Source organism: Sporosarcina sp. E16_3 (assembly GCF_017347125.1).
Taxonomy (GTDB): Bacteria; Bacillota; Bacilli; order Bacillales_A; family Planococcaceae; genus Sporosarcina.
Map to the genome: position 1 here is coordinate 1 of NZ_JADPRX010000026.1, position 24,083 is coordinate 24,083.

The 24,083-nt window shown below is 42.0% G+C and carries 19 protein-coding genes; 6 read left to right on the top strand and 13 right to left on the bottom strand.

Annotated features, from left to right (window positions below; all coding sequences use genetic code 11):
- The coding region (locus I2483_RS14245) for a collagen-like protein (protein ID WP_275956144.1) at nucleotides 1–526 on the top strand (526 nt) is incomplete at its 5' end.
- Between the two features lie 207 nt (nucleotides 527–733).
- On the opposite strand, the gene I2483_RS14250 is transcribed toward I2483_RS14245, so the two are convergent.
- The 3 genes from I2483_RS14250 to I2483_RS14260 form a co-directional block, all read right to left on the bottom strand.
- Nucleotides 734–1,840 (bottom strand): amidohydrolase, encoded by a 1,107-nt coding sequence (locus I2483_RS14250; protein ID WP_207277799.1) that lies wholly within the window; start codon nucleotides 1,838–1,840, stop codon nucleotides 734–736.
- A gap of 224 nt (nucleotides 1,841–2,064) precedes the next feature.
- The gene (gene murJ / locus I2483_RS14255; RefSeq protein ID WP_207277800.1) at nucleotides 2,065–3,348 is read right to left on the bottom strand and encodes a murein biosynthesis integral membrane protein MurJ; all 1,284 of its coding nucleotides are present in this window, start codon (nucleotides 3,346–3,348) and stop codon (nucleotides 2,065–2,067) included.
- Nucleotides 3,341–4,453, bottom strand: coding sequence for a glycosyltransferase (locus I2483_RS14260; protein ID WP_207277801.1), 1,113 nt, complete (start codon nucleotides 4,451–4,453; stop codon nucleotides 3,341–3,343). Before I2483_RS14260 ends, murJ begins: the two co-directional genes overlap by 8 nt.
- A gap of 318 nt (nucleotides 4,454–4,771) precedes the next feature.
- Here I2483_RS14260 and I2483_RS14265 point away from each other — a divergent pair, with 318 nt between their 5' ends.
- The 3 genes from I2483_RS14265 (at nucleotide 4,772) to I2483_RS14275 (ending at nucleotide 9,863) form a co-directional block, all read left to right on the top strand.
- Nucleotides 4,772–5,680, top strand: coding sequence for a C40 family peptidase (locus I2483_RS14265; RefSeq protein ID WP_207277802.1), 909 nt, complete (start codon nucleotides 4,772–4,774; stop codon nucleotides 5,678–5,680).
- Nucleotides 5,681–5,824: 144 nt separating this feature from the next.
- Nucleotides 5,825–7,510, top strand: coding sequence for an N-acetylmuramoyl-L-alanine amidase (locus I2483_RS14270; protein ID WP_207277803.1), 1,686 nt, complete (start codon nucleotides 5,825–5,827; stop codon nucleotides 7,508–7,510).
- A gap of 178 nt (nucleotides 7,511–7,688) precedes the next feature.
- Complete coding sequence (locus I2483_RS14275; RefSeq protein ID WP_207277804.1) at nucleotides 7,689–9,863, top strand: 5'-nucleotidase C-terminal domain-containing protein; 2,175 nt, start codon at nucleotides 7,689–7,691, stop codon at nucleotides 9,861–9,863.
- Between the two features lie 786 nt (nucleotides 9,864–10,649).
- Here the strand turns inward: I2483_RS14275 and I2483_RS14280 are convergent.
- Nucleotides 10,650–12,338 carry a methyl-accepting chemotaxis protein gene (locus tag I2483_RS14280; RefSeq protein ID WP_207277805.1) on the bottom strand — a complete coding sequence of 563 codons (1,689 nt, stop codon included), beginning with the start codon at nucleotides 12,336–12,338 and terminating at the stop codon, nucleotides 10,650–10,652.
- Between the two features lie 264 nt (nucleotides 12,339–12,602).
- On the opposite strand from I2483_RS14280, the gene I2483_RS14285 reads away from it, so the two are divergent.
- Complete coding sequence (locus I2483_RS14285; protein ID WP_218624967.1) at nucleotides 12,603–12,935, top strand: hypothetical protein; 333 nt, start codon at nucleotides 12,603–12,605, stop codon at nucleotides 12,933–12,935.
- 147 nt (nucleotides 12,936–13,082) lie between these two features.
- On the opposite strand, the gene I2483_RS14290 is transcribed toward I2483_RS14285, so the two are convergent.
- From I2483_RS14290 to I2483_RS14310, 5 genes are all read right to left on the bottom strand, one after another.
- On the bottom strand, nucleotides 13,083–15,446 hold the full coding sequence (locus tag I2483_RS14290) for a bifunctional 2',3'-cyclic-nucleotide 2'-phosphodiesterase/3'-nucleotidase (protein WP_255550456.1): 2,364 nt from the start codon (nucleotides 15,444–15,446) through the stop codon (nucleotides 13,083–13,085).
- Between the two features lie 196 nt (nucleotides 15,447–15,642).
- On the bottom strand, nucleotides 15,643–17,004 hold the full coding sequence (locus I2483_RS14295; RefSeq protein WP_481886350.1) for an ABC transporter substrate-binding protein: 1,362 nt from the start codon (nucleotides 17,002–17,004) through the stop codon (nucleotides 15,643–15,645).
- Nucleotides 17,005–17,047: 43 nt separating this feature from the next.
- A complete protein-coding gene (locus tag I2483_RS14300) occupies nucleotides 17,048–17,866 on the bottom strand; it encodes a carbohydrate ABC transporter permease (RefSeq protein ID WP_207277806.1) in 819 nt (272 codons plus the stop codon).
- Nucleotides 17,863–18,765 (bottom strand): carbohydrate ABC transporter permease, encoded by a 903-nt coding sequence (locus I2483_RS14305; RefSeq protein WP_207277807.1) that lies wholly within the window; start codon nucleotides 18,763–18,765, stop codon nucleotides 17,863–17,865. Before I2483_RS14305 ends, I2483_RS14300 begins: the two co-directional genes overlap by 4 nt.
- Nucleotides 18,762–19,895 carry a sn-glycerol-3-phosphate ABC transporter ATP-binding protein UgpC gene (locus I2483_RS14310; protein WP_207277808.1) on the bottom strand — a complete coding sequence of 378 codons (1,134 nt, stop codon included), beginning with the start codon at nucleotides 19,893–19,895 and terminating at the stop codon, nucleotides 18,762–18,764. Before I2483_RS14310 ends, I2483_RS14305 begins: the two co-directional genes overlap by 4 nt.
- A 166-nt stretch (nucleotides 19,896–20,061) precedes the next feature.
- Between I2483_RS14310 and I2483_RS14315 the strand changes: the two genes are divergently transcribed.
- A complete protein-coding gene (locus I2483_RS14315; protein ID WP_207277809.1) occupies nucleotides 20,062–20,937 on the top strand; it encodes a glycerophosphodiester phosphodiesterase family protein in 876 nt (291 codons plus the stop codon).
- Nucleotides 20,938–21,093: 156 nt separating this feature from the next.
- Here the strand turns inward: I2483_RS14315 and I2483_RS14320 are convergent, their stop codons facing one another.
- The 4 genes from I2483_RS14320 to I2483_RS14335 are packed head-to-tail and all read right to left on the bottom strand — an operon-like array spanning nucleotide 21,094 to nucleotide 24,083.
- Nucleotides 21,094–21,969, bottom strand: a complete 876-nt coding sequence (locus I2483_RS14320; protein ID WP_207277810.1) for a 5-oxoprolinase subunit C family protein — start codon at nucleotides 21,967–21,969, stop codon at nucleotides 21,094–21,096.
- A complete protein-coding gene (locus I2483_RS14325; RefSeq protein WP_207277811.1) occupies nucleotides 21,966–22,730 on the bottom strand; it encodes a LamB/YcsF family protein in 765 nt (254 codons plus the stop codon). Before I2483_RS14325 ends, I2483_RS14320 begins: the two co-directional genes overlap by 4 nt.
- Before the next feature lie 5 nt (nucleotides 22,731–22,735).
- Nucleotides 22,736–23,479, bottom strand: coding sequence for a 5-oxoprolinase subunit PxpB (pxpB, locus tag I2483_RS14330; RefSeq protein ID WP_207277812.1), 744 nt, complete (start codon nucleotides 23,477–23,479; stop codon nucleotides 22,736–22,738).
- Nucleotides 23,469–24,083, bottom strand: coding sequence for a pyroglutamyl-peptidase I (locus I2483_RS14335; protein WP_207277813.1), 615 nt, complete (start codon nucleotides 24,081–24,083; stop codon nucleotides 23,469–23,471). The genes pxpB and I2483_RS14335 overlap by 11 nt, the downstream gene beginning before the upstream one ends.

Consider the following 24,083-nt stretch of genomic DNA (forward strand, 5'->3'; position numbering starts at 1 on the left):
TACTGGACCTGCTGGACCGACTGGAGCTAACGGAACTAACGGGGCAACGGGATCTACTGGACCTGCTGGACCTGCTGGATCTACTGGTGCTACTGGCGCTACTGGAGCATCCGGCGGATTATCCGAATACGCGTATATTTACAATCTAGCTGGTCAGACGGTAGCTATAGATGCTGATATTCCTTTTGATTCAAATGGAATAATGACAGCTGGAATTACGCATGCCACCGGAACTACACAAGTTTCATTTACTACTCTGGGAGACTACCTGGTTACTTTCTCCGTGTCGGGTGTAGAACCCAGCCAATTCGCACTATTTTTAAATGGTGCGCAGGTTACGGGTACAGTCTACGGTTCAGGTGCAGGCACTCAGCAAAACAACGGTCAGGCTATTATTACCATAGCAGCAAGTGATGTTCTTACCCTTAGAAATCATTCTTCTGCTGCAGCAGTTACCCTTCAGACTTTGGCAGGAGGCACACAAACAAACGTAAACGCTTCTCTTGTCATTACAAAATTAAATTAGATTTGAAGAAATAGAGGACTCTTGCAATTTCAAAGTGAAATTGTAAAGCGTTCTTCTACCTTTCGATTCTAATTTTATAGTTATAGGATAAAACGCTACGAAACGTAGACACTTCACTTCTCTGAATAAAAAAACTTCTAGAGCAACAATAATAAAAGAGACCTTCTTTCCACTGCAATTGTAGCGGTGTAAGAAGGTCTCTTCCATTTATTCATTCAAATAAGATGCTTTTTTCAACGTTTCCGCCAAAACACGCGCTCCGATATCAAGCGCTTCCTTGTTAAACGTCATGTCGGGATGATGGAGCCCTGGACCAAGATCTGCCCCTATGCCAATCATAGCGGCTTTTAATTTCGGATTATGAATCGTGTAGAAATGGAAATCATCACTGCCTGATGTAATGACATCGGGTGCGTATCCTTCTTCCCCGACCGTTGCCAAAATAGCTTCCCGGGCAATAATTGTCGCTTCTTCGGATACTTCTGCAGCAGGCGTATAATCACTCCATGCCAATTCTATTTCCACACCGTGCATTTGTCCAATTGCTTGAATCCCTTTGGAAATACGTTCCTTCAGCTCCCCCAATACCACATTCGATTGTGCTCTGGCATCGATTGCAAACGTCGCGGTTCCAGGAATAATATTGAGACTATCTCCGCCCGCCTGCACTTTTGTCAGTTTTGCTGAGTACGCTTCGTAAGGTGAAAAATGGATTGTTTTCACAAACTGTGCAATCGCAAATAACGGATCGAGTGCATTGTTTCCTTGCTGGGGACGTGCACCATGCGCATCGTCACCAATGATTTTCCCCTCAAGGAACACCGCCGCCCCGTGATGAATTGCTGGTGTCACTTTTCCAAATGGAATTTCTTCCTGTGGGCGCAAATGCACACCAAACAAATAGGTAACGTCGTCTACCGCTCCTCGCTCAATCATCGAGTTTGCACCATTGCCTTTTTCTTCTGCTGGTTGGAAAATAAATCGGATCCGGCTGCCCAGTGCCTCTTGTTGCAAATAACTCAGCGCGCCTAACACCATTGATATATTCGCATCATGCCCACAAGAATGATTCGCCTTATAGACGCCGCCGACTTCCTGCCACAATGCATCGATGTCGGCGCGTACCGCGATAACTCGGTCGCCTTCACCTATTTCTGCAATTACCCCAGTCACATCGTCAAATGTATGATGGGATACATTCATTTCCGTTAAAATTTCTGCCAATTTCGCAGTTGTCTTTACTTCTTTCCAGCTCACTTCTGGATAGGTATGAAAATGTTCGAACCAATTCCCAATTTTCTCTTTGACTACCAATTAAAACACTCCAATCATTCTGCGGTCATCGTTATATTATTAAACACTTCACATCTTTCAGAATAACCTATTTTCCGGGAAATATAAAGTAATATTGGAGATTGATTTGATTGGTCGACATGTAGTTTTGTTCGGTTCAACCGTAGATATTCTCGGGCGCCCCCTCAAAACCAATAAAAAAAGTTGCCCTGCATATTCCAGGGCAACTCCATCACTATAGTAAATTATAACTTCCACTTCACTCTCGCATAAATAGCGAGCATCACGAAGTTCACCGCGGCACTAATGACCGTACCGTATGCAATTGCTGAAGCACCATACGAGTCAATCATCAAATAGATAACCGCAATATTAATCCCAAAGACACTTATCAAACTGAATATGACAGGCACTAGGGAATTGGCTTTTGCATAATAGAATCGTGTTATATAGGTATTCGCAGCAAGGAAAAACATCGACAGTGTAAATACGCGGAAAATCGGCACGGTTAGCAGGACCGATTTTTCAGAGAACTCCCCGTGTTCGAAAACGAGACGGACAAGCGGCTCTGCAAAAAAGTAAGCGATCACAGTTGCCGGTACAAGCAATGCAACCAGATAGAGCATTCCTTTTTTATAAAGCGCACGGATTGTTTCCATATCGCCTTCCCCTTGTTTTTTACTTAGAAGAGGATAGATAACCGTCGTCACCGCAGTCATCATGATTGCCTGGGGGAAACCCGTCAATTTAGACGCAAAATTGACCGCCGAAATTGTCCCTTCTCCAAGCCCATCAGCAACAATCCGATGAATAACAAAATAAAATTGCAACGAAGCGCCTCCGAACAAGATTGGCAATGCAATCACCCATAAACGTTTCGTATCAACAGACATCGCGAATGAAGGCTTCAAAGAATAGAGTTTTGACTTCCGAAGCCCAACATATAAGAATGCACCCATTACTAACGCACCAACCATTGCACCAATTCCATACGATTCAGGGCCGAAATAACTTGTCAACACAACAGCAATTCCGACGAATGACGCATTATATAGAAGGACTGCAAGACTGGACAAGTTAAACTTGCCGTTAACATTCAATACACCGCTCATCCATGTCGATAAAACAAGGATAATCGAAGACGGCATCATCCATAGGTAAAGAGTTCGCGTCATCGCAAATTCTTCAGCAGTCAAATCTTTGAAAAACAAATGCAAGAGTGGATCTGTAAAGATCATCAATACAGCCGTTATCGCAACCGCTGCTACAAGAACTGTCGTAAATGATTTACGCACGAACAATGCTTTATCTGTCCTTGTCGAATGGTAGACAGATATGAACGCCGTCGTCAATGCTCCTCCAACTACAAGGTAAATGAAATTCGGTATTGTATAAGCAGTTATAATCGCATCCGCAGTTGAAGATGTACCATATTGATTGCCAATCGCCATTTCCCTTGCAAATCCGAACAGCCTGGCAACAATGTTAATAACCGCAACAGCACCGATAATTTTCATCATTTTATTCATTTTGATCAACCTGCCCCTTCTCGGCTGAACGATAAATCGACACTAAGTCCTCTAAAATCTTCCCATATGAGTGCTGCGCAATTTTCGCCTGCACGACTGCTTCATCGATGACAGTAGAATTCTCATCCAGTGCAGTCCATAAACCTTTCGACAATGAATCAGGATCTTTCGGCTCAACAAGAATTCCTGCTCCATCTTTCAACAAATAAGAAAGCCCTCCAACGTTCGTTGCGACAACTTTCGTTCCAGCCGACATTGCCTCGAGTGCAACCAATCCGAACCCTTCATGATAGGAAGGCAGTACAAGCGCATCAGCCGCCGACATCCAAAGTGACAAATCGGCTTGAACAAGAGGCTCTTTAAAATGAATATCTTCAACATCCTTTTCTCGGATGAATGTCCGTAACTCCTCGACAAATTGACCGTCTTTCTGCGAACCAATTACATACAACGAACTATCAGGGAAGGACATTTTCAATGAATCAAATGCTTCGACAAGTTCAAGAAGGCCTTTCGCTTGAATCACATTTCCGACAAAGATCAATATTTTCTCTTCTATAGGAAGGGCAAGACTTTCCCTCGCTTCTACTTTAGCTACATAGTTAAAAACGGATGTATCGACACCCATACTCATGACATGCACATTCGTTTCCGGAACTTCGAAGTTATTTATCACATCTTCCCGAAGTTTGTCGCCGACAACAATGACCGATTCCGCTTGTTGTAAGATTTTTTTGGTTGTATCAGCAATGCGCTGACTCTTCGCCGCCATCTTATCGATATCTCCACCATGAACAGTCACAACATAAGGAATACCAAACACTTTTTTCCCGATTAATGAAATGACTCCTGTTGGAAACGCATAATGCGCATGTGTTAAGGATAAATGCTTACGATTTTTCATCATATATGAAAAAGAACGGACTAACCATGTCATGTATTTTTTTAATGCCTGTATTTTCCCTTTTCCAGGATCCGCAATAGCAACTACATCGATATCAAGACCAGCAGACTGAAGAAGGCCAACCTGATTTTTTACAAAAAGACCGTATGTTGGATGTTGCGTTGATGGATACATATTGCTGAATACGACTATTTTTCTCATTTCATCTCTCAACCCCATCTTTCAATAACCTAACTAGTAAGCCCTTTATTTAGATTCAATAATTATAGCATATCCTCTGACATTCGACCTCTCGACAGCAATACTGCAATCTAACACTATTTACTTCCCATAACAAAAACACCATTTGATAGAATGGAATCCTGTCAAATGGCGTTTTAAGACTACCTTTGGGCAAAATGAAAGCGTTGTAATACTATTGTAATGTAACTGTAATCGAATTAGAGGTTTAGCTATGCTAAGATGTTGACAGACAAAGCACACTCTATTAAATGTGCGAAAGGGGATTTTGAGAAACGAATGAAACGTCTTTTATTACTAGTTTTTGCAAGCATACTATTTTCAACGTCCATCCCGTCCATGGCTTCGGCAGATTCTGCAACTAATCTCGTAAACACAGCTCGATCATATATAGGTACACCTTATTCATATGGAGGGACAACCACTTCCGGTTTCGACTGCTCAGGATATACGCAATACGTATTTAAACAACAAGGGATTTCCATCCCTAGAACGGCTGACCAACAGTATGCTATGGGAACATCTGTTGCAAAAAGTGATTTAAAAACAGGCGACCTTGTATTCTTCAATACAAGCGGAAGTGGAGTTTCGCATGATGGAATTTACATTGGTTCCGGCAAATTCATCCACTCTTCTTCAAGCAAGGGTGTCATGATTTCGTCAATAAACGACCCTGCTTACTGGGGTAGCCGTTATATCGGCGCGAGACGAGTAAATGATTTCACGGCTGGCTCTCTCGTCGCATCGGCTGATGCACCAACTGCAGTTAAAAAGGCGGTTACATACGCTTCTCGTGCTGAAATTGCTGTGACACTTGTCCAAGAACTGGATTTGAAAAAAACGAGCACTCAATCTACCTTTTCTGATGTAGCTGCAGATCATCCACAATATGATGCCATCATTGCAGTGTCAGATGCAGGTATCTTCTCTGGTGATAACGGTAAATTTAATCCTAGTGGTGAAATGACACGTGCGCAACTTGCTAAAGTACTTGTAGAAGCATTCAATCTTAAAGGATCTACAGAAACTTCCTTCAAAGATGTTCCAACAGATCATTGGGCAAATGAATATATTAATATTCTTTATCACAATGAAATTACAACCGGTTATGGCGATGGTAATTTCGGTCTAAGTGATAAAGTAACTGCAAGTCAGTTCAAGAAATTCACTGATCGTCTCACTAACTAATTTATTACTACCGGGTGTTCCACTAAAAGGAACATCCGGTTTTATTTATATAAAAATTCAATTATAGTTATTTATCAGTATAGCAATACATAGACATCACTGGTAAAATGAAGCTACGACTCTAGTAAATCAAGGGAGGACACAATGAAAACAATTAAGTGGGCAGCAATGGTGATAATGATTTTCACACTCGTTTCCATGGTCCCGGGACAATCTTTTGCAAAAACACAGTTCACGGACGTAACACCTGACAAGGAATATTTTGAAGAGGTCAATTACATAGCAGATCTTGACATTATTAAAGGTTACATAGAAAAAGGGATTTCCAAATTTAAACCAGGTAATAACCTAACGCGTGCACAAGCTGCTAAAATGCTTGTCATTGCTGCAAAAAAACAGGACATCCCTACCCCATCTTTACAGTTCAAAGACGTTAAATCTGGCACTGAACAGTATGAGTATGTAAGCCGTGCCGTTTCACTCGGCTATTTTAAAGCAGACTCTAGTGGAAGCTTCAAACCGAACGAAAACTTGAAACGTGACGAAATGGGTAATGCACTCGCGGTCGCTTTCAATCTTTCTGAACAGATTTCTGCCGATAAACCAATGATGTTTGCAGATATGAAAAATCATTCATACGCTGAACGTGTCAATGGCCTATATTACGCCGGAGTAACAAAAGGTGATGCAGGAAAGTTCCTACCGAACGCTTTCTTGACTCGTTCACAATTCTCGTTATTCCTAGCTCGCGCGATGAATGATAAGTATGCTTTACCCGTTAAACTACCTGATCAAACGTCAAGAACCTATTTTGCTAAAGTAGTCACAAGCGGTGAAACGTTAAACGTCCGCTCCCTTCCATCAATCGATGGAGACGTCATTCAGCGACTTAATAATAATGATATTGTTGAAGTAGTGGGACAAACAGGCGACTGGCTACTTATCCTTCTTGACGAAGGTGAAGGCTATATCAATGCACGCTACACAGTTGAAGCTGGAACAGAAACACCTGATGACGACATTGTCACGCCTGAAGAACCGGCTATTCCTGAGGAACCTACCGTGACTGGCAACCTAATCGGTAAAGTAACAGTGAAAAGCCTAAACTTGCGACAAAGTGCTAGCACTAACTCCTCAGTTATCGCTGCATTAACACTTGGCCAAAAAGTTGAAGTGCTATCACTAGATGGTGATTGGGCAAAGGTTCGGGTGAATTCGAAAACAGGGTTTGTTAATAAAGCTTATTTAAAACTGTTAAATCAATCCGGAAATCCACTTAATAATCGAATAATCGTCTTAGATCCAGGTCACGGCGCACATGATCCAGGTGCTGCGGCAAATAAGGTAACAGAAAAAGCCATCACGTTAAAAGTTGGTAAACTAGTAGAAGCAAAACTAAAAAAAGCAGGTGCAAAAGTAGTTATGACACGTTCAAATGATACTTACCTATCACTTGAGCAACGTACAAATTTTGCCAAAAATAATTTTGCGGAAACATTTGTATCAATTCACGTGAATTCAGCCACATCGAAGTCAGCAAAAGGGTCTGAAACGTACTTCGATTCATCCTTGAATGCTAACTCGGCCGAAAGTAAATCCTTAGCCACTTACATCCAAAATAATCTTGTTAAAAAGGCTAACATGGTTAACCGTGGTGTGAAGGACAATCGTTTTTACGTTATCCGTAATACCAACGTCGCTGCTGTACTCGTCGAGCTCGCTTTCATCTCAAATGCGGATGACTTTAAAAAGCTAACGAGCGATGCTTACCTGGAAATCTATGCAGAGTCAATCTATCAAGGTCTAGTACAATATTATTCAGCACAGTAATAGTATATGCCGAAGAGAATGAATTCATTCTCTTCGGTATTTTTTATACCAATTTAGAGAAATTTAATTTGTCCATTAATGACCTTACTGATACACTTGAAGTGCAGACTATTTCGTTATCTATTCAAAAAGTCAATTGATGACAAAATAGCACAAAAAACGAAAAGGAAGGTGGACTATGTCTACTAAATACGTTAAAAGTACAGCAGCGGCTATGCTTCTATTAAGTTCAGTTGCAATTACACCCGTTATGGCAGCTGAAACACCAGTTGCGGCAACTGGTGACTTCTCGATGACGGTTCTTCACACAAATGATACGCACGCAAATCTCGCTACAACAGCGGAACGTGCAGCACTAGTCAAAAAGCTCAAGAAAGAAAAGCCATACAATGTTCTCCTTGACGCAGGCGACGTATTTTCTGGAACGCTTTACTTCAATGAGTTTAAAGGACAAGCTGATCTCGCAGTCATGAATTATCTCGGATACGATGCCATGACATTCGGCAACCATGAGTTCGACCTTGGCGCTTCAACAGAAGGACACAAAGCGCTAGTAGATTTCATCAAAGGTGCTAAATTCCCATTCGTTGGCGCAAACACTGATTTCTCAGCAGACCCCCTTTTCGATGGTCTTCAATCAAAAACAGTCGAGACAAAAGCCGAAGATGGTAAAATCTATAACGGAATTATTAAAGAAGTGAATGGTGAGAAAGTTGGGATTTTCGGTCTAACGACAGAAGAAACAAAAGACATTTCAAGCCCTGAGAAAGTGACTTTCACAAACTATATCGTGGAAGCAAAAGAAGCGGTTGCTGCATTCGAAAAAGCCGGTGTGAACAAAATTATCGCACTTACTCATATCGGATATAATGACTCGGATAATGTCGACAACGACCTACTTCTCGCTAAAAATGTACCAGGTATCGACGTCATTGTCGGGGGGCACACCCATGTTAAACTTGACGAACCTTTCGTAGTTAATAAGGATACTGAACCTGTCATTATCGTTCAGGCGAATGAGTACAACAAGTTTTTAGGGCAACTTGACATCACATTTGATGAAAAAGGTGTCATCAAAGATTACAGTGGTGTCCTTCATGCAGTCGGCGGTGAAAATGCTGCAGTCGATGCTGACGCAGCTGAACTTATTAAACCGTATTCTGATAAAGTCAAAGCGACAATGGAGAAACCAACTGGCGCGACTGCTGGCGTATTCCTTAGTGGCCTCCGTAATCTAGGCGGTGTTCGTGCAGGCGAAACGAATCTAGGGAATATCATTACGGACGGCATGCTCGCTAAAGCGAAAGAAATTGACCCTTCAACTGTTATCGCATTCCAAAATGGAGGCGGCATCCGAACTTCAATTCCACAAGGACCTATTACATACGGTCAAGCAATTTCCGTACTGCCATTTGGTAATACACTTGCATTGATGGAATTAAGCGGTGCAGAATTGAAAACTGTTTTTGAAAGATCTGTTGAGAAGTACCCGGAAGAAGATGGTGGTTTCCTTCACGTTTCTGGCATGAAACTGATTTTCAACCCAGAAGCTAAAATCGGCAATCGTGTCATCTCAATGACGGTTGGCGGTAAGGAAATAGAAGCTGATAAAATGTATAAAATTACAACTAATGTCTTCACTGCTCAAGGCGGCGACAACTATGAAGTTCTTAAAAAAGCATATGAAGAAGGACGTGCCAGTGAACCAGGCTTCTCAGACTGGGAGAATTTCGCAGATCATATGAAATCCATCGGTACAATCAGCTCCGGAATTGAAGGCCGCATTCTAGCAAAAGTCCCTTATAGTGACGTTGCCTACGATAGCTGGGCTTATCAGTTCGTATCAGATCTTTATTACCGCGGAATTTTGAAAGGTAATGATGCAACATTTGGTGCTAATAAAGAAATGACACGTGCACAAGCTGCTTCTTGGATTGTCCGCGCACTTGACCTGAAAGCTGAAGGTACTGCACCATTTAGCGATATCGAAAACTATGCTGCGGATACAAAAGCGGAAATTGTTGCAGCATACGAAAACGGGCTTATTAAAGGCGTTAACGGCAAGTTCATGCCGAGTGAAAAAGTGACACGTGCACAATTCGCGTTAATGCTAGAACGCGCGTATGAAAATTACACAGGCAAAAAATACACAGCAACAGCGAAAGCACCCTATGCAGATTTCGGTAACTATGATGCAGAAGCAGTAAACGCTATCTCAATGCTTCACGAACTTGGAATCACTACAGGTTCTGACGGTAAATTCATGCCTGGTCAATCTACAACACGTGAACATGCAGCGAAAATTATTTCGAACTTTATTTACAATGTAAAACAAGCGAAGAAAGCTGAATAAGTAAGGAGTAAAAAAACGTCTGTTGATTAACCATTTATTCGCATAAAATACTTGCGAGAAGGGCTTGAAGACCTTTATTTTCACTGGATTATTTCCGGCCCGCTTACGGCTAACTATTCATGACAGATTTACTGAGGGGTCCTAGTGCGGCTAGAAGTGACTTCGTCACTTCTAGCCACACTTTTTTCAGTAATCCTGTTACGAATAGTTGCCTGTCGCGTTCCTACAATGTTCAAGTGAAAAATGCAGGTATGTTTGAATGAAACGAATAGATGACTTTCTATAGGGATTGTAAGTGCCCGAAGATGCAATTTCTGGCACTCTTGCACGTTGGATAATGTGCTTCTTGCTTACTCTTAACAAAGAGTATGCATCTAATCATGTGAAGTCCTATAGAATGTGACTCTTCTTTAATTAAGAAAGAAAAAACCATAAAGAAAGCATCAGCCGCCAAAATTGCATCTTTGGCGGCTTTTCTCCAGGTAGATGCCCCTCTATTCTTTCGTTCCAAAAAGTTTCTGCACTCTGTGTACAAATGCATTTGGAGTGCGACGGATGAAGGACCACCATACGATTAACGGTAATAGTGTGTAGGGGTGCGACAAAGTCGCATCCCTACACATTCAGACATCCGGGTAATGGTATAGTAGTCATTCAATCCAAAGCGATCCAAATGGAACTATACACATAGCACCCAGTAGGTGATCAAGTTATTTGCTGGTTACTTTTCCTATCCAAAAAAAAGCGAACAACGTGTCCGGAGACTGTTGTTCGCTTTTTTTGCTATTATACTCTGAAATGCTTCATTTCCACTTGAAGATCTTCGGCAAGTTTCGATAATGTTTGTGCACTTGATGAAATTTCCTGATTGACCGCTAGCTGTTCTTCCGTTGCTGCGCTTGTATCGCCTGCAGCAGCAGCAGCTTCACCACTCAACTGTTCAATTTCGTCAGCACCATGGCTTACGTCTTCTGCCATCGCCTGGATTTCCTCAATTGCAGCAGATACCGTTTCGACTTTAGCAGCAACATCCCCGACTGCTTGTTGAATTTCTTCGAAAACAAGACGTGACTGCTCGGTTGCTGCGATACCGCTATCTACTCGCTCATTTCCTGCCGTAATGGAAGTGACGGCCCGTTTCGAGGCATTTTGAATCATACTTACCATCTTACCGATTTCCGTAGCAGACGTCTTCGACTGTTCTGCCAATTTCCGGACTTCCTCTGCTACAACCGCAAAACCTTTACCGTATTCCCCTGCACGTGCAGCTTCGATTGCTGCATTGAGTGCTAGTAAATTCGTTTGCTCGGCAATTGTCGTAATGAGCGTCGTAACTTTTTGAATTTCATTCGAATGCTGTGCCATTTCCTCCATAATTTTGGAAGATTCTTGGATTGTTGAATGGATTGTCGACATCTGATTTGACATTTCCCCTACTACACTCGATCCTGTTGTAACAAGGTTCGCTACGGTTTCTGCCGCCTGTAGCATCTCTTCATTATTAGTCGCAATTTCAGCAACGCCTAATGATAGTTCTTCCATAGATGAACTAGACTGTCGAATAATCCTCTGCTGCTGTTCACTGCCGATCAGCTGATTTTCAGCGGTCTTGGCAACCATTTCTGAAGAGGCCATACTTTCTTCGGAACTCGCAGATAATTCTTCTGACTGAACTGCTAATTGAGCAGCTGAAACGTTGATTTTACGAACCATATTCGCGACATCTGTCCCCATTTTATTGAACGCTGCCGCCATATCTCCGATTTCATCTTTATTGCTAACCACTAGTAAATCAATCGTCAAATTCCCCGCCGCGATTTCATTCAAGCCCTCTGTCACAACACGTACTGGACGCGAGATATTGCGACTGATTAATAAGGATATTATGATACCAGCAATCGTTGCAAAAATAATCGTACCGATAATAAGTAGTTTCGAAACGGCCACTAAACCTTTCAATTCAGTGCGTGTTTCCTCTAATTCCTTGTATTGTCCCTCTTTGATAATCTTTGCATTTTCCAAGACAAGCGAGCCAACATTGGAAGATGCCCGCCCAAGTGCTGATGCTTTTTGATCTTTTCCATCTTGGACATTTAATACAATTTCATTTTGCAGATTTAAATATTTTGTTCGCGCCACTTCAAGTTCTTCCAATAACATTTGATGGTCTTTCTTAATTAGAATAACGTGCAATTTGTCGTATAATTCGTTGTAACGATTTACATGTTCTGTACGTGTCTCCAAAAGTGAATCATCCTTGAATAACATAAAGCCTCGCACATCATCTTGAATTTCGTTATGTTTTAAGATGAATTCATCTACTAACTCAACTTTTTTTACACGGTCATCTAGTAAAAAGGTATAATCCGAGTTCAGACGAATAGACGTCAATAAACCTATCACGCCGACAATTACAAGTAATACCAAAATTGTTGAAAAACCCGCCCATAATTTTCTCGCTACAGTAAATTTCATCATTTCCCCCCACGATCTTTTATCCTATTTAGATTATATAGCTATTGAGGGATAATAGCACTACTTTTATACCAATTCAGACTACTTAGAGGATCAATGACTTTTCCTTCGGATGAATACAACGCCACTACTTGCGGATATTGAATTATACAAAAGCCGTTAACAAAGGAGATTGCATATGAGTAACAAGAAAAATGGATACTGATTAGTAGTATTCTCGCATCGATAGTAGGCATCCCTACCATTTGGCTCGTCGTCTTCTATATGAATGCTGTAGGCACCGTAGCGGAAATGCATGAACCAATCGAGCGCGAAATTTCAGTGATGCGTGAAGCGGAGGTTATTTTCAAGAAACAGGATCCCTTTTCTGTCCTATTACTAGGCGTGGATGAGCGCGAAGGCGATACTGGACGTTCGGATACAATCGTTGCAATGACGGATGTTCAAAAAAATTACCGTTCTGCTTTAGGAAAAGTGGAACAGCTTAACTTCCAAGGCGGGAATGGTCAAATGATGAATGGGGTCTGGTATTATCTGATGGATGACGAGGAATTGACGGAGGTCTCAAAGGCATTGAGGGCCCATTTGGGGTTGTAGGTTGTTTACTTTTGGCGATACGTTTTCTTCTATCAAAATGATGTTGTTCTCCCGAGCAATCTGTCTCAACCAACCATTCGCTAATGATGAAAAAACGCATAAAGGGAATTTATTCGCCTTTATGCGTTTTCATTCAGTACATCATTTTTATTTCAATGAATACTTCGCGAAACCTTCTTCAGTTGGAGACAGGTATTCAATACCGCTTCCTTGTGGGATGAATTCTTTCGCCTTCTCAGACGTTTCAAATGTAACATTGATACTTTCATTCAAGGGTACGAACGCCCAGTTACTGTCTGCAGATGGATCGATTGTACCTACGTCAATCATGTAATCCATAATTGCCTGGCGGTTTTCATAGGCGTAATCGATTGAATCTGTCGCACTGCGTACACCGGGGAAATCTCCGCTTGCACGGTAATTATTCGTCACTACGATGAATTTTTGTTTTGGATCAATCGGTTTTCCATCATACTGCAAATTGACAACTCGATTAGCTGAGTCATTAATCGTTTTTCCAGCATAATCATATTTAGCAGGTTGAGTGACGTCAAAATCATATGTGACACCATCGATAACATCGAAGTTATACGTACGGAACTCTTCGTTAATTAAGTTTTGTTGTTCTTTAGATGACGGGTCAATTTGGTTAAATTGACCTGCTGACATTTCAAGCCATTCTTTAACATCTGCACCTGTCATAACAAGCGCGAACACTGTATTGTCGAATACATAAAGGTCTGCCACGTTTTTAATGGCTATTTCACCTGTTGGTATTTCAGTGTAATAGTTTGCTCCATTACGGCCACCCGCTTTGAATGGGGCGCCAGATGATAGAACGGGCAGTTTCTCGTATTCAGTGCCTTTAATCTTATCTTCAACGAACCATTTTTGTGCATTTGTTACGAGTTGTATCGAAGGATCGTCTTTCACAACAGCAAAGTAACTATTGATTGGTGCCGTTGTTTTTCCTACTGGACTGCGCACATACTTGATTGTTCCTTCATGTGCTTCTTTTACTGCATCGATTACTTTTTGAACAACTTTGTCTGATTTTTTATCAATTTCACGCACTGCCCCTTTGCCTTTGATAACAGCCCATTGATCACCTGATTTTTCAAGTTCAAGATCAATGATGCCCAAGTGGCTACCAAATTTACCCGGCATAACGACAGGTGTTCCGTTTACTGTTCCCTGTTCCATATCAATGTTTTTAAGATCCCCAAAATCTCCTGGGAATACTGCATGGTTATGGCCTGTCAAAATTGCATCTACACCATCGAGTTGTGAAATTTGATACGTTACATCATCTTCATCAACAGTATGGATTTCATCTCCCATTCCTGAGTGTGATAAAACCACGATAATATCTGCGCCTTGACCCTTCATCTCGGGGATGAATTTCTCAACTGTATTCGCTGCATCTTCTACAGTTACTTTACCGTCAAGTAGTGCACGGTCCCAGCGGACGATCCCCGGTGCAACAACACCAATAACGCCAACTTTCAACGTATGCGCCTCGCCTACCCCATCGACAACTTCTTTATTGAAAATAGCGTAAGGTGTGTAGCGATTGTTCTTCGTTTTTGCATCATAGACATTGGCATTCAATACTGGGAATGGCGCTTCCTCCAACACCGAATCCAAATAGTCCAGACCATAGTTGAACTCATGATTGCCTAATGTACTAGCATCATAATTAAGTGACTCAAGGGCAGCCAGTGCCGGATGAAGTTCACCTTTTTCAAGCTTGTCTACCGTTACTTTATAACCCCCAAGAGGCGTTCCTTGGATCAAATCCCCGTTATCGAATAGGAGATTGTTTGGGTTTTCTGCACGCGCCTCTTCAATTAAGACCGCTGTTTTTGCGAGTCCGACTTCATTCGATACTTTATCCTGATAATAATCATAGTTAACAAAATTCGTATGCAAATCAGATGTTCCTAAAATGCGCAGCGAAACTGAATTCGATGGCGGTTCCACGTTATATGCACTTAGCAACCGATCAATAATTTTAGTAACTTGTACTTTTGTTACAAGCTTTTGAGGTTTTGCCGTGCCGTCTTCAAATCCTTGTAACAGGCCAAGTCCGACACTTCTTGAAAGTTCCGCGGATTCGTTTGTCTTAAATGAACTCTTGTCTTTGAATTTATCAAGTAAATCAGTTGAGAAGACTTCTTCTGACTTAATGGCCCGGGACGCAATTAGGAATGCGTGCTCGCGTGTCAGCTTCTGATCCGGCTTGAAAGTCGTTGAAGTAGCTCCTTTGATGAGGCCCATTTTCTGTGCTGCTTCCACGTAAGGCGCCAATTGCGCATCTACATCGGTAAACGCCAGTGCCTCGCCGTCACTTAGTTCAAATTCAAGTGCCTTAACAATCGCTGAGATATATTCCCCCCGGGTTACATCTTGCGTTTTCGTAGCTGCATTCGCTTGAGTTGCAAACGACAACCCACTAAGCGACAGTGCCAAAATGACAATCCACATACCCGACTTTTTTAATAAAGACATTTGTCCATCTCCCTTATTTTGTATTCATTTCCGTGCGATTACACGGAATGACCAAGTGGCTCTAGTATACTAACCATCTTGCTTTCTAGCATATCATGGAATTCAGAATGTTCCGCACCTATTACCTCACTCTTACGAATAATACGAAATAAGCCCCTATTTGCTTTCATTAAAAAGGGGCTTATTATCTATAGTTCTATTTTTTAGTTTTGTTGGCAATCTCCATTGCACGATTTGTTGCTTCAGCCGCCTTATCAAGTACTTCTTTTGGGTCTTTTCCTTGATATAGATCTTCCAACGCAGTGACAATCTGCTGACGTGATTCCGGGAAGACTGAAATTAGCGCACCTTGTGTCGCAAGTCCTGGCACCGTGTCTTGCAACTGATCTACCGTTACTTTGTACTGCGGGAATTCCGCCCATTTCTCTTTTACGTTCTCTTCATCATAGGCTTTTGGGTTAATGGCGAAATAGCCTGTATCCAAATGCCATTGTGCCTGCACTTCTGGCGTTGTTAAATATTTCATGAACGCCCATGCCGCTTCTTGCTCTTTTTCCGCGATGCCTTTAGACATCCAAAGTGAAGCACCACCAATAACGACACCGTTTCGCTTCACTTCATCCGCATATGGGATATAGGCAACACCTACTTCAAATGGGGCTGTCGTGATGGCACCTGCAACACCCGCCGATGAATCCATATACATGGCAACTTTTCCGGATGCGAATGCTGCGCGGATATCATCCCAGTTCGTTCCGAAGTTACCGAATGTACCCGCTTTATTCATTGTATCCAAAAAGTCAAAAACATTTAGTCCTTCTGGTCCGTTAAAGAGTGCTTCTGTTGCGTCTCCTGAACGTCCATTGTCTTCATTGACATATAATCCGCCTTGCGTTGCAACGAGCTGTTCGAAAAACCACCCATACGTCAACATGGAGAATCCATACATCTCACCCTTTTTCAGTTTTGCTGCCGCATTGATTACTTCTGAAAACGTTTCGGGTGCTTTTTCAGGGTCAAGCCCTGCTTCCTTGAACGCATCTTTGTTGTAGACCATAACTGGAGTCGATGAGTTGAATGGCATCGAATAGAGCTCACCGTCGACTTTATAGTAATTTAAAATATTTTCTTCAAGCTGCGCTAAATCATAATTATCTTTGTCGATGAACGACTGTATCGGCTCAATATATCCGCTGTCAATCATATACTTTGTACCGACTTCAAATACCTGTGTAATGGCTGGCGCGTCTTTTGTACCACCTACACCACGTAGTTTTGTCAGTGATTCTTCATAAGTCCCTTGGAACTCTGCAACCACCTCATACTTATCTTGTGAGTCATTAAAACCCTTAACGATTGAATCGAGTGATTCCTGCCCTGTACCAGACATCGCATGCCAAAATTCAATGGATACTTTCGCGTCCTCTGCTACTGTTCCTTCACTAGCACCTGGTTTTGGTGTTTCCTTCTCATCTTCTTTTGTATCATTATCACTGTTCGTACACGCTGTCAGAACAGCCAAACTCAAAATAAGAAGCCAGAAAATTGACGATTTCAATATTTTTATCAAGCTAAGCACCCCTTTGATATAGTAGTGAACCTTATTTCAAAGCTCCTTGAGATAAACCTTTCTGCAACTGCTTCTGTCCAATAAACAGCAATAACAATGTCGGAATAATGACTACGATAACACCTGCCATAACCACCCCCCATTCTGTTCCTGTTTCTTGCGACTGCAATTGCTTCAAGCCAATTTGAACGGTTCGAACGGATTTATTTGTCGTAATAAGCAACGGCCATAAATACATATTCCAAGTCGTCAAAAAGCCATATGCACCTAATGTGACAAGACTCGTTTTAGAGACAGGCAGAATCACACGTCGGAAAAAGGCGAATTTACTTAACCCCGCGATTTGAGACGCTTCGTGCAACTCTTTTGGAATCGTTTTGAAATGCTGACGCAGCAGGAAAGTTCCAAATGCCAGCGCGAAAAATGGCAGCGTCAACCCTTGATACGTATTTAGCCAATCGAGTTTTTGGATGGTGAATTTATTTGGAATCATTGTTGCTTCCCAAGGGATCATCATTGTCGATATGAACAGGAAAAAGATGAAATCGCGTCCCTTAAAGTGGATGAAAACAAACGCATAAGCAGCAAGACTACACACCGCTAGTTGCCCAAGCATGACGCTGACAGAAACGATGAAACTGTTCAATAAATAATTCAATAAAGGCAACCTATCAAACACTTTAATATAGTTATCCAAACTAAATGACTGCGGTAGAAACTTCCCCTGCAAAAGTTCGGGCCCTGTCATAAATGAAATCAAAAATGCATACATAACTGGAAAGAATACAAGAAATGACGTAATAATTAGCAGGAAGTAAATCCAAATCTTTTTAGGAAGGCTTGTTGTCATTGGTAATGGACCCTCCTTTCCCCCAGTTTGAATTGAAGAATAGTCACAACCAAAATAATGATAAACAAAGTGACTGCCTGCGCACTCGCCGTTCCAAACTGATAATTGATGAAGGCTTCACGGTAAATGGAGTAAACGATAAGATTCGTGGACGCCGACGGACCTCCTTGCGTCAAAATATCAATCTGTCCGAATGATTGGAACGCATTGATCAATGAAATGGTAATAATGAAAAACAGCGTTGGGGACAACATCGGAAGTGTAATTCGACGTAATCGATAGAAATATCTCGCTCCGTCAATCCTGGAACTTTCATAGAGATGTTCATCAATATTTTGTAACCCTCCGAGTAAAATAAGAAACGAAAAGCCGATGTTCATCCAAATCGTCGAAATGGAGACAGATATAAGTGCCCATTCTGGATCTAGCAGCCACTGGATTTGCGGCAAGTTCAGCAAGCTCAGCATCCGATTAAACATTCCCATACTCGGATTAAACATGAATAACCAGATGACGGATGAAGCGGCTACGGAAATGCCCATTGTCGAGGAATACACTGTTCGAAAAAATCCAATCCCTTTCAGTTTTTCATTCGCTAACAAGGCGAAAAATAGCGCCAAGACGATGCCAATGGGTACCGTGTATAAGACAAATAATCCGGTTGCTTTCATACTGTTGATAAATGCTGTGGACTCTAGTAAATAACTATAGTTTTCAAAGCCTACCCATATCGCCGCATCTCCATTTTGGTCAGTCAAGAAAAAACTTAAGTAAATTGTTCTAAACATTGGATAAAAGACAAACACTGAAAAGAGGAGAATCGATGGCAATAAATAAAGAAGCGCAGTTCTGCCATTCGCCGTCTTTTTCCAGATTCCCGGCTTTTCAAGCGAAGTCATACCAGCACCTCTTTGCCGAATACGACGTTTCCAAGGTCCGTCGGCTTTTTGATTAAGTCTCCAGTTCTAGCTTCAAAGAGACAGAACGCACCGTAGTCAATTAGGATTGGAATCGAATCCCCAATATCGATATGCCATTGTCCACTCCATTTTGCCATCCATTCATTAGTACCCAATTTAAACGAAAACACGGTTTCATTGCCCAAAACTTCAACGTTCGTTACGACAACATACAACTTATCCTTTTCTGGCGACTCTTTTAAGGCGGGTCGCAAATGTTCCGGGCGGATACCTGCGATAAGTTGATACTCTGGAATACCAATAACTTCCTCAGACGGTACTGGCAAACGAAGTATATCTCCGATGACAATTTCTGACGTTTTTTTATCGACATCGGAATATGCTAAATTCATTGGCGGTGAACCGATGAACGTGGCGACAAATGGATTGGCCGGATTATTGTAAATATCAATTGGTTTACCGACTTGTTGGATTTTCCCTTCATGAAGGATCATAATACGGTCACCCATCGTCATCGCCTCAACTTGGTCATGCGTCACATAAATCATTGTAATACCTAGCTTCCGTTGGATTCGTCTGATTTCCGTACGCATATGAGCCCGCAACTTCGCATCCAAATTGGATAACGGTTCATCCATAAGGCAAATTGGCGATTCACTGACAATTGCACGGGCAAGCGCAACTCGCTGACGCTGACCACCTGACAGTTCTCGTGGTTTTCTTTTTAAATAAGCGGTGAGCCCCAACGTTTCCGCCACTTCAGCCGCTCTTTCTCGCTGAGTCGCTTTCTTGACTTTTTTTACGTCGAGCCCAAACGTAATATTTTGCTGAACAGTCAAATGTGGATAAAGCGCATAGTTTTGGAATACCATTGAAAGGTCACGCTTATCCGGTGATAAGTGATTGGCAACCTGATCACCAATTTTAAGCGTGCCACTCGTAATAGTCTCAAGGCCGGCAATCATCCTGAGCATCGTACTCTTCCCACAACCGGATGGACCAACAAGGACAAAAAACTCGCCAGGCTCAATGGTTACGTTTATATTTGAGATAACATCTACCTGTTTATCGTATGACTTTGACAAATTAATAAGCTCCACTTTCTTCACAATATCAATCCCTTTCCATTAGAAAACCCAATTACTTTTCATTAATTTAAAAGGCGATAAGTTCAACTCTCTGCTATACCTTTCGATAAATAGACGCTATTCCCTTCATTGTCGATGAAATCTTTACAAACATTTACATTTGTAGATTAAATAAGGAGTGACTGCGATGAAAAGAGTAATGGTGGTGCTTCTAATACTTTTACTGTCATCTGGTTCTACGAAACCCACTGTTGAACGTGCGTCTTTACCTGATGACTTCCTCGTCATCGCCCACCGTGGGGCATCCGCCTATGCACCTCCCCACACGCTAGCCGCCTATGAGTTAGCTGTTCAAATGGGGTCAGACTACATCGAACTTGATGTACACATGACAAGAGATAGAAAACTTGTTGCGATGCACGATTCCTATTTAACATTTCAAGATACAGAACAAGCCATTGCTGACGTGACATTTAATGAACTTCAACTTTATATGCCCGGTGAGGAATTTAACGAAAGGAATCCACGATATGCTTCTCCTATTTATAAACAATTACGCGTTGTTGAATTAGAGGACATCCTTCTCCATTTCGGCGACTCAGTTAACTATTATATCGAGATGAAATCACCCAATGCGTATCCGGGTATTGAAAAAGACCTGCTACATCTGCTTCGAGAAAATAACCTTCTAAGTGGTGATGATGTGATACCAAAAGTGATCATTCAATCATTCAACGAAAATAGTTTGAAGGCTATATTCGCCATGGAACCTTCCATTCCGCTTATAAAGTTATATTCATTCGACAAAGAAGCCCATCTTTCAAAGAAAAAAGTGCAACAACTTAAAAAATATGCATCAGGTGTAGGTGTCAACATGGATTCGGTGACGAAAAAGTTCATCAAATCAATGCATAAAGAAGGATTGGATGTCCATCCCTTTACCGTTAATGATGAAAAATTGATCAGAAAACTTATGAAAATGGGTGCTGATGGAGTGTTTACAGATAATCCGGATATTGCCGTGCGCGTAAAAAGTGAAGAAAGCAGTTTAGATGCCAAGTAGGAAGTTCATCGAGATTGTGTCCTTTATTGTCGAAATCATGTTGCTTGTGTTGATTCGTCAATTTCGGTGAAAAATGCTTAAAAGAAGACATGAATTGAAAAAAATCCTGTAAGAAGTGAATTCACTTCTTACAGGATTTTTTGTATGACTATTTAGTTACACCGAATCATGCATTCGATAAACAAACCGGACGGTACCGCCGTTTTTTAATTGGGCCACTTTCGGCAAATCAGCTTTGACAACCGTACCAATTGTCGCGTATCCTCCCGTCGTTTGTGCATCTGCCATCAGAATAATTGGCTGACCATTCGTCGGAACTTGCACAGTTCCAAACTGAGTCGCTTCGCTGACAATGTCTCCACTATCTATAAACGCAAGTGGAGGGCCGTTGAAAAAGTAACCCATTCGATCTCCTCCGCGATACGTAAAGCTGGCGTTTAGAAATGTATCCACACTCGATTTTTCGAACAGGTCCATATGCGGACTTCTAAACAATTCAATCGTAATGTCTTGGGTATAACTCGGTATTTTATCAACAAGCAAACCGCGGTTCAAACGCTTTTGTTGTAATGAATTCGCATAAAGGATAGCCTCTTTTTTCACTATTTCACCAATTAATCCCCTCGGGTAACTAGAACTGCTACCCAAAATCTCCTTAACTGCATACCCGCCTTCCGGAATGATGTACGCAATCGCACCGCTAACCGGCTTAGTAAATGAAATCGTTTGCCCTTTCCAAATTTGAAATGTTTTCCAAAGTGGTGCTGGCCTATCTCCGTCAATCATCGCCCCTAAATCTGCTCCTACAATGACAATCCTATGATCGGTTAATACCTCTACCGTTAGGCCACCTAAGAAAAGTTCGAGTGCATTTCCGCCTTCATCATTTCCAATTATGTCTTGTCCTAACTGGAATGCCTCTCTATCCATAGGCCCGGCAACTGGCATACCGAAACGCCGGAAACCGAATCTCCCCTGGTCTTGTATCGTGGCATAGACGCCAGATTTGACGACCCGAAATAACGAAATCATATCGCGGCTCCAAGTGCGCTAACACGTACAGTTACAGATGCCAACGCTTGACGAATTTGATGGGCATGGGACGCCACACCCTGTCCATCGCCATGGAAACAAATGGTGTCTGCCTGTAATGAAATCATTTCTCCAGTTATTGTTTGCACCTGCTTGTTTAACACAATATCCATCACTTGTTTTTCGATATCTTCATATGTATGGAGGACAGCCCCCTGCAATAACCTGGAGCACAATGTACCTTCTGTCGTATACCTGCGATCTGCAAATGCCTCACCCGCCGTTTTTAGGCCGATTTTATTCCCAGCCTGCAATAATTCGCTGTTACAAAGTCCATATAAATACGCATTCGGCACAGCATCATAAACGGCTTCCGCGATTGCATCGGCAACAGTACGGTCAATTGAAGCAGTATTATAAAGAGCACCATGCGGTTTTACATGATTCAATGGTACGCCCTGTATGTCGCAAAACTGTTTAAGTGCACCGATTTGATAGACAACTGCATTGTAAATGTCACGGGGGGACATCATCATTTCTCTTCTTCCAAATCCCTGTAAATCTGGATAACCGGGATGTGCGCCGATTGAAACCTTTTGTCTAGCCGCTTGTTCTACCGTTTTCTGCATAACAGTAAAGTCACCAGCATGAAATCCGCATGCAACATTGGCGGATGTAATCGAGCTGAATAGGGCTTCATCTTCCCCAATCGTAAATTGACCAAAACTTTCACCGACATCTGCATTTAGATCAATTCGCATTGTAGTCACTCCTTTACAAACTGCATAATCATTTCAGGTTCACGCGCTAACTCTTCTTTCATCTCATTAAAGGTTTCAAGGGATATGGAACGAAATTGCAACTGATCACCTGCGCGTATTAAAAACGGTTCAACGCGTTTCAAGCAGTATAGATCGAGTGGTGTCCGCCCAATTATATTCCAACCTCCTGGAGACTCAATCGGGTAAATACCTGTCTGCGTGCCTCCAATTCCAACGGTCCCCTGAGGCACGCTTAAACGTGGTTTTTCCAAACGTGGGACATGGAGTACCTCCGGCAATTCCCCGAGATACGGAAATCCTGGTAAAAAACCAATCATATAAACCTTGTAGCTTGTACCTGTATGAATGGCGATTACTTCTTCACGTGTCAGTCCTGTATGGTCGCAAATCCGCGGTATATCTTCACTAAACAAGGTGTCATAACAGACTGGAATTTCAATAGCACGCCTATTTACACAGAATTCACTGTCAGTTCTGTGCACCCACTTTGTCAGTAATTTTTCAATGGTTGCACGAGGATTCACAAGTTCTTTGTGATAAAAAACAGTAACCGTTTTATTACTTGGTACGACTTCTTCAAGTAAATGATTCCTGTCATTTTCAACAACCTGACAAAACTGCTGGATTGTGCGAAAAATCTCTTGACTCATCTCAGGGCCAAAGTCGAAACGTATTGTTTGTTCGTTCATCACCATTACACGCGGGATAATTTGCTTGTTACGATTCATCAGCAGATAGCACTTCGATGCATACGGCGACGCCTTTTTTCAAATCTTCATGTGACCAACTTGGAATTTTGCCATGCTCAATCGCCAATTCATGGGAAGCAGGTATATGAAGGAAACCGGATTTCATCGTTGGTCGTTGTGTGGCTGCGTAATGTAGCCCTTCATACATAACGTTGTTGCATAGATAAGTGCCTGCAGTATTCGAAACTTCAGCGGGTAGCCCTTCTTCTAGTAATCGATTCACCATCGCGCGGACTGGCATTGTTGACATATATCCCGCTTCACCTTGCGCTCGAATCAGTTCATCAACTGGTGTATTGCCATTATTATCAGGCTCCCCATCTTTCACATTAATCGCAATCCGTTCAGGCGTCATTTTATAACGGCCTCCCGCAAGCCCCAGTGAAAGCACTGCATCCGGTTGTAACGCTTCAATATGCGTTAGAAGTTGCTCGCCCGATGAATGGAAGTCTACCGTCAACACTTCACCGTGAATTTTGTAATTTCCAATTACTTTGCCATGTAGTTCTTCTACTATTTTCATCGTCGGATTTACAGTGAATTTTAAAAAGGGCTCAAATCCTGTAAGGAGTAGTGTTTTCAT

Coding starts and splice junctions, on each gene's coding strand:
- murJ (WP_207277800.1), bottom strand. CDS start 3,348: ATGAATAAAATGATGAAAATTATCGGTGCTGTTGCGGTTATTAACATT.
- I2483_RS14260 (WP_207277801.1), bottom strand. CDS start 4,453: ATGAGAAAAATAGTCGTATTCAGCAATATGTATCCATCAACGCAACAT.
- I2483_RS14265 (WP_207277802.1), top strand. CDS start 4,772: ATGAAACGTCTTTTATTACTAGTTTTTGCAAGCATACTATTTTCAACG.
- I2483_RS14270 (WP_207277803.1), top strand. CDS start 5,825: ATGAAAACAATTAAGTGGGCAGCAATGGTGATAATGATTTTCACACTC.
- I2483_RS14275 (WP_207277804.1), top strand. CDS start 7,689: ATGTCTACTAAATACGTTAAAAGTACAGCAGCGGCTATGCTTCTATTA.
- I2483_RS14280 (WP_207277805.1), bottom strand. CDS start 12,338: ATGAAATTTACTGTAGCGAGAAAATTATGGGCGGGTTTTTCAACAATT.
- I2483_RS14285 (WP_218624967.1), top strand. CDS start 12,603: ATGAATGCTGTAGGCACCGTAGCGGAAATGCATGAACCAATCGAGCGC.
- I2483_RS14290 (WP_255550456.1), bottom strand. CDS start 15,446: ATGTCTTTATTAAAAAAGTCGGGTATGTGGATTGTCATTTTGGCACTG.
- I2483_RS14300 (WP_207277806.1), bottom strand. CDS start 17,866: ATGACAACAAGCCTTCCTAAAAAGATTTGGATTTACTTCCTGCTAATT.
- I2483_RS14305 (WP_207277807.1), bottom strand. CDS start 18,765: ATGACTTCGCTTGAAAAGCCGGGAATCTGGAAAAAGACGGCGAATGGC.
- I2483_RS14315 (WP_207277809.1), top strand. CDS start 20,062: ATGAAAAGAGTAATGGTGGTGCTTCTAATACTTTTACTGTCATCTGGT.
- I2483_RS14320 (WP_207277810.1), bottom strand. CDS start 21,969: ATGATTTCGTTATTTCGGGTCGTCAAATCTGGCGTCTATGCCACGATA.
- I2483_RS14325 (WP_207277811.1), bottom strand. CDS start 22,730: ATGCGAATTGATCTAAATGCAGATGTCGGTGAAAGTTTTGGTCAATTT.
- pxpB (WP_207277812.1), bottom strand. CDS start 23,479: ATGAATCGTAACAAGCAAATTATCCCGCGTGTAATGGTGATGAACGAA.
- I2483_RS14335 (WP_207277813.1), bottom strand. CDS start 24,083: ATGAAAACACTACTCCTTACAGGATTTGAGCCCTTTTTAAAATTCACT.